Consider the following 6,205-nt stretch of genomic DNA (forward strand, 5'->3'; position numbering starts at 1 on the left):
CCAAATGGAAACTATGGCTAATATCCATTAGCCAATTAGTAGCCATAACGAGATAAATAGCAGCTTTGGTTAATAGATGTAATCTCTAGTATCTGTTTAGTCTGATTTCTAAAACTATCTAATGAAACCATTTTTAGTAACCTTTCAACTCATCACCAGTCTGGCTTTAGGATGGATCGCTAGTTCCCTCTCAGTTTCAGCCCAAATTATTCCAGACACTACGCTTCCCGTTAATTCCCTGGTTACACCACAAGGCAACACCAACCTCATTGAAGGAGGAACTCAAGCAGGGAGCAACTTATTCCACAGTTTTCAAGAGTTCTCTGTTCCGACTGAGACAACTGCCTTCTTTAAGAATGCCCCAGAGATTCAAAACATCATCACTCGTGTTACTGGCAGTTCAGTTTCTAGTATTGATGGGTTACTTAAAGCCAATGGTACTGCCAATCTATTTCTGCTTAATCCTAATGGGATAATTTTTGGTCCCCATGCCCAACTCAATATCGGCGGTTCCTTTCTCTCCACTACGGCTACCAGTCTCAAGTGGGCAGATGGGAGCGAGTTTAGTGCGACAAATCCGGGTGGACTACCTCTACTCACAGTTAATGTACCAGTAGGTTTGCAATTTGGCGCTAATCCAGGAACTATCATCAATCGCTCCCAGGCAACCCAAGTGAATAATGATGGAACTCAAGTAACTGTAGGGCTTCAGGTGCAACCTGGAAGAACTTTAGCACTGATTGGTGGCAATGTTAGTTTAGAAGGTGGCTATCTCACCTCCGCAGGCGGTACGATCGATCTATCAAAAGTAGGAGCAACACTGATAGGCAGTGATGGTCAACCCATTCAGGGACAACCAACCTCTGGCGGACGAATTGAAGTGGGAGCAGTGGGAGCCAATAGTCGAGTTCAAATTAAACAACAAGCGAATAATCCCAGCATTCTGGTTTTGAACTATGAAGGCGTAGACAACTTCCAAGATATCCAAATGTCTAAGCTAGCAGTTATTGATGCCAGTGGGGACGGGGGTGGCGATATCCAAGTGGACGGAAAACGAGTGAGCCTTACCGAAGGCTCTCAAATTCACTCTAATACCTTGGGAGCAAACCCCGGCGGAAGTTTAGCGGTGAAGGCAACCGACTCCTTGGAAATGTTGGGAAATACACTTACCAATGGGCCTGTGGAAGCTCGTTTGGCAGCAGTAGGAATTTTTATCCCCCAAAAAACAAATTTATCTACAACATCATATGCCGCAGGTGCGGCAGGCAACGTGATAATTGACACGAAAAGGTTGCTTGTCAGCAATGGAGCAGAAATTGTCGCTTTTAGCTTTGGTAAAGGTCGAGGAGGAGATATATTAATTAGGGCTTCCGATTCGGTGCAAGTATTAGGCGAGGCTACCTTAATCGGTTATAAGCCGGAATTGTTCTTTCCCTTTGGCTTCGATGTTCCCGGATTCGATGCTTCTTTCTGGAGAGGGATAGCATTTGTCAGCTCTATCTCTTCTGCGAGTGTGGGTGATGGGCTAGCTGGCAATCTGAGAATTGAAACTAGACGGTTGAGTCTGGGCGAGGGTGGCATTGTCGCTACTAATCCTTTTTTTGGAGGAGACGGGGGAACTTTGACCGTCGATGCGATCGACTCTGTGGAAGTTTTGGGTACTTCAGAAACTGGGATAGTGAAAAGCAGTATATTTTCTAGTTCTACGGGCAATGGAGACGCTAAAGATGTAACCTTGAATACAAAACGGTTAATTGTCCAAGATGGTGCGAATGTACAAGTGATTGCGTTTAGCAATGGTCAGGCAGGGAATATATTCATTAATGCCTCCGAGTCCGTGGAAGTGGGTGGCACAACCAGTGATGGTCAATTTCCCAGCAATTTAAGTGCTAGCACCTTTGGGGCAGGCAATGCGGGTAACGTGAGGGTGAATACAGGTCGATTAGTTGTTAGCAATGGAGGTGAACTTGCTGTCAACAGTACTAAGACAGGTAATGCAGGAGACTTGGAAGTAGTGGCTAACACTGTGCGATTGTCAGATAGGGCGAGGATGAATGCGACCACAAACTCTGGAGAAGGAGGCAACATTTCTATCAACGTGCGAGACTATCTACTACTAAGAAATGGTAGTCAAATCACGGCCAAAGCTGAAGGTACGGGTAACGGGGGAAATATTACCATTGACCCACCATTTATCATTGCCCTAGAAAACGAAAATAGCGACATTATCGCCAATGCCTTTGCCGGAAAAGGAGGCAACATTAATATTACTGCGACCGGAATTTATGGACTAGTCCCAACGAGGGGTCCTCTCAATGACTCGATTAGTGAAATTAACGCTAGTTCCGAAACCGGGATTCAGGGAACTGTAACTATCAATAACCCGGAAGTAGATCCTAGTTCGGGATTAGTAAAATTACCAGAAGAGTTGAGTGATGCTAGCAATCAGGTGGTTGTCAGTTGTGCCGCAGCCAAAGGAAATTCTTTTACAATTGCAGGGCGCGGTGGCTTACCAGAAGATCCCACAGGAATAATTCGCGGACAAACTATTTGGCGAGATTTGCAAGATTTTTCATTACCCATTAAAGGGAGGAATACTACTGTTGAAAATCCCCAAACAGTGATGAGTAATATGGAGGGGGACAACAGATTGAGTGAGGGCGATCGCATCGCCCGCCAAAGGCATCGCACTTCTTCCATAATAGAAGCAACGGGCTGGGTAACTGATGAAGAGGGGAAAGTAACGCTGGTTGCTCCTGTGCCAAATGGAAGCACTTCAGGAAACCTAACTAAACCGCCTAATTGCCTTTGAAAAGGACACAGGGAATGGGGAAGGGGGAACAGACAGAATTGATTCCCGCATACCTAATTTAGGTGAATTTTTTGTGAATTTTAATTGCGATTAGAATAAAGATTTCTTGAGAGATATTCCATAATCAATAAGTTATTGCTACAATGGGTATATTGAGCAGTAAGCAAGGTTAGTAGTCGTGAAAAGGACAAGATGGAAAGGCAGTAGAAACAGAAGTTTGCTTACTTCATGGTTAGTGTTACCTATTTCCTTTATGCTCTCTCTGGTACTTGTGACAAAAGTTGTCCCAGCCATTGCCTATCAACAAACACCTGCACCCACCCCAAACCAAGAGCCAAAGCAAGAAGAAATAGTTCAACCGCCATCAGCTCCTGAACAGCTTTTACAACAAGGAAAAGAGTTATACAAAACAGGACAATTTTTTGCCGCAGCAAATTTATGGCAACAAGCAGCTCAATCTTATGGAGAAGAAGGAGCTATTCTCAATCAAGCCCAAGCGCTCAACTATCTATCATTAGCTTATCAAGAATTAGGACAGTGGTCGGAGGCAAAAACGACTATCGAAACCAGCCTAAAACTATTGCAAAGTTTCGATAAACTAGAAGTCAGAGGTATGGCAATATTAGCTCAAGCTTTGAATACAAAAGGGAGCCTAGAAATTGCCAGGGGAGAAACAGAAACTGCCTTAGAAACCTGGAAACAAGCAGAAGCCACTTACAATCGCGCTGGGAATGAAATCGGAAAGCTGGGCAGTAAAATTAATCAAGCTCAAGCCTTCCAAGCTTTGGGACAGTACCGACGATCAAAAACTATCTTAGAACAACTTGTAGGTGAACTGCAATCTCAACCAGATTCTCTACTTAAAGTTGATGGATTGCGGAGTTTAGGTGTGGCACTCCAAACAATTGGTGACTTAGATCAATCTAAAGAAATTTTAGAGCAAAGCTGGGCAATTAGCCAGGAATTAAATGCCAATACTGACACCAGTGCAACTATTTTCAGCATTGGTAACATTGCCAGAGACTTACAGAAATATGATGTGGCATTTGCTTACTATCAAGAAGCAGCAAAAAGAGCTGAAGATGGCATATTAAAAATACAAATAAATCTCAATCAACTAAGTCTGTTGGCGGCAACAAACCAGGAGGAAGCAGCTCTGGATTTAGTTCCCGATATTGAGTCAGCTTTATCGAGTTTATCCCCTAGTAGATCCGCTATTTACGCCAGAGTGAATCTCGCAGAAAGTATGATGAAAATGGGTAATGGCACAGGGGATATAAGGATGGGGAATGGGCAAGAAGATTTATCAATTATTAATCCCCAAAAAGTAGCAGAGTTACTAGCAACAGCAGTGCAACAGGCGAGACAACTCAACGATAAACGCGCTGAAGCTTACTCCCTCAATCAACTAGGGAAGCTTTACAAACAAACTAAACAATGGGATAATGCGAAAGATTTGACCGAGGAAGCACTAGAAATTGCTCAACAACTTAATGCGGCTGATATATCCGCAAGAGCAGCTTGGCAATTGGGTCGCATTCTCAAAGAGCAGGGGGATATAAACGGCGCGATTGCAGCTTATGGAAATTCTATTAATAACTTGCAATCTCTCCGAAGCGATTTAGTCGCCATTAATCCGGAAATTCAGTTTAACTTTAAAGAGAACGTGGAACCAATTTATCGGGAATTTGTAAGTCTGCTCTTGCAACCTGATGCGAATCAAGATGCCCTCAACAAAGCGCGGCAAACCATTGAAGCCTTACAACTAGCAGAATTAGATAATTTCTTTAAAGATGCTTGCTTAGATACTAAACCAGTACAAATTGATGATATTGATGTTAAAGCAGCAGTGATTTATCCAATTATTTTAAGCGATCGATTAGAAGTTGTGTTCTCCTTACCTAAACAACCCCTACGCCACTACAGTACCCAACTCTCAGCCCAGAAAGTTGAAAAAATTCTGCAAAAACTATATTCCTCTCTCTATCCAGGTTATTCTAATGAAGAGCGCCTGAAACTTTCTCAGGAAGTTTATGACTGGTTAATCCGACCAGCCCAAGCGGATCTGCAAAAGAACAATATCAGCACGGTAGTATTTGTCCCCGATGGATTTCTGCGCAGTTTACCAATGGCGGCTCTCTACGATGGTGAGAATTATCTGATTGAAAAATATAGTATTGCCCTTAGCTCTGGATTGCAATTATTTCCCCAGGCTTTGGAGCGACAACAACTCAACGTTTTAGCGGTAGGTTTAACAGAAGCACGTCCAGGATTTTCTGCTCTACCGGGGGTGGAGGCAGAAGTGAAGCAAATTGCTGCGGACTTGAATTCAGAAGTATTATTGGATCGGAAATTTACTCGCGAAGCTTTCCAAACAGAGGTTAATAGCGAATCATTTCGAGTCGTTCACCTGGCTACTCACGGCCAATTCAGCTCTAACCCAGAAGAAACTTTTCTCCTTACATGGGATGGTCAGCTAAATATTCAAGATTTCGATGTATTATTTCAAAAGAGGAGAGTAGGACTGCTCAAACCAATTGAATTGCTAGTACTCAGTGCCTGTCAGACGGCATCTGGAGATAAGCGAGCTACATTAGGATTAGCAGGATTGGCTCTTCGTTCAGGTGCTTACAGTACCCTGGCTAGTCTCTGGTCCGTGAATGACCAATCTACATCTGTTCTGATGAGTGACTTTTACCGACAGCTCACTCAGTCCAAAAGTCCGATTACCAAAGCCGAATCCCTCCGCCAAGCTCAACTGACTATGTTGAAAAATCCTAAATATAATCATCCCTATTTTTGGGCATCGTTTATATTAATAGGAAACTGGCTGTAGGTGAGAGATTGAGTTTTTCCATACACAATCCTCATATTCTTTGCTTAATTTCCCATTTCTTACCGATAAAAGACAGATTAGCTGGAATCAAGATATCGGGGTGTCATCAAAAAAAAATAGCATTTTCTCCTAACCCGGTACTAACTATGAACAAATTAAATCCCGAAATATTTCCAACCATTTTATCCGCAACCCTAGGCGGAGTAATCCTTGTCGGAACTAGCTTATCTCAGCAAGTACAAGCAAATCCAAAACCGATGGCAGATTTGCCAAATAATTTCCTCATCAGCTTGCAATTTAAAGCGCCAGGAGATCCAGCACCGATTAATTCTGTAGGCGGCGGTACTCGTGGTACGGTGAAATTCGCCACTCCAGGGGATGCTGCACCCATCAACAGTGTCGGCGGTGGTACCCGGGGTAATGTTCGCTTCCGGATACCAGGAGAAGCTGCACCCATAAACAGTGTCGGCGGCGGTAGCCGGGGTAATGTTCGCTTCCAGACACCAGGAGAAGCTGCACCCATAAACAGTGTCGGCGGCGGTAGCCGGGGTAATGTT

The 6,205-nt window shown here is 43.7% G+C and carries 2 protein-coding genes and 1 pseudogene; all 3 read left to right on the forward strand.

What is annotated here, in order from left to right; genetic code table 11:
* Nucleotides 1-121 precede the first annotated feature (121 nt).
* Nucleotides 122-2,812 carry a two-partner secretion domain-containing protein gene (locus NJ959_RS00385; protein WP_254009757.1) on the forward strand — a complete coding sequence of 897 codons (2,691 nt, stop codon included), beginning with the start codon at nucleotides 122-124 and terminating at the stop codon, nucleotides 2,810-2,812.
* Nucleotides 2,813-3,083: 271 nt separating this feature from the next.
* Nucleotides 3,084-5,648 carry a CHAT domain-containing protein gene (locus tag NJ959_RS00390; RefSeq protein WP_254009758.1) on the forward strand — a complete coding sequence of 855 codons (2,565 nt, stop codon included), beginning with the start codon at nucleotides 3,084-3,086 and terminating at the stop codon, nucleotides 5,646-5,648.
* A gap of 146 nt (nucleotides 5,649-5,794) precedes the next feature.
* A pseudogene (locus NJ959_RS00395) lies at nucleotides 5,795-6,205 on the forward strand (DUF928 domain-containing protein); the annotation flags it as partial.

This window comes from Limnofasciculus baicalensis BBK-W-15 (genome assembly GCF_024178385.1).
Classification (GTDB): domain Bacteria; phylum Cyanobacteriota; class Cyanobacteriia; order Cyanobacteriales; family Coleofasciculaceae; genus Limnofasciculus; species Limnofasciculus baicalensis.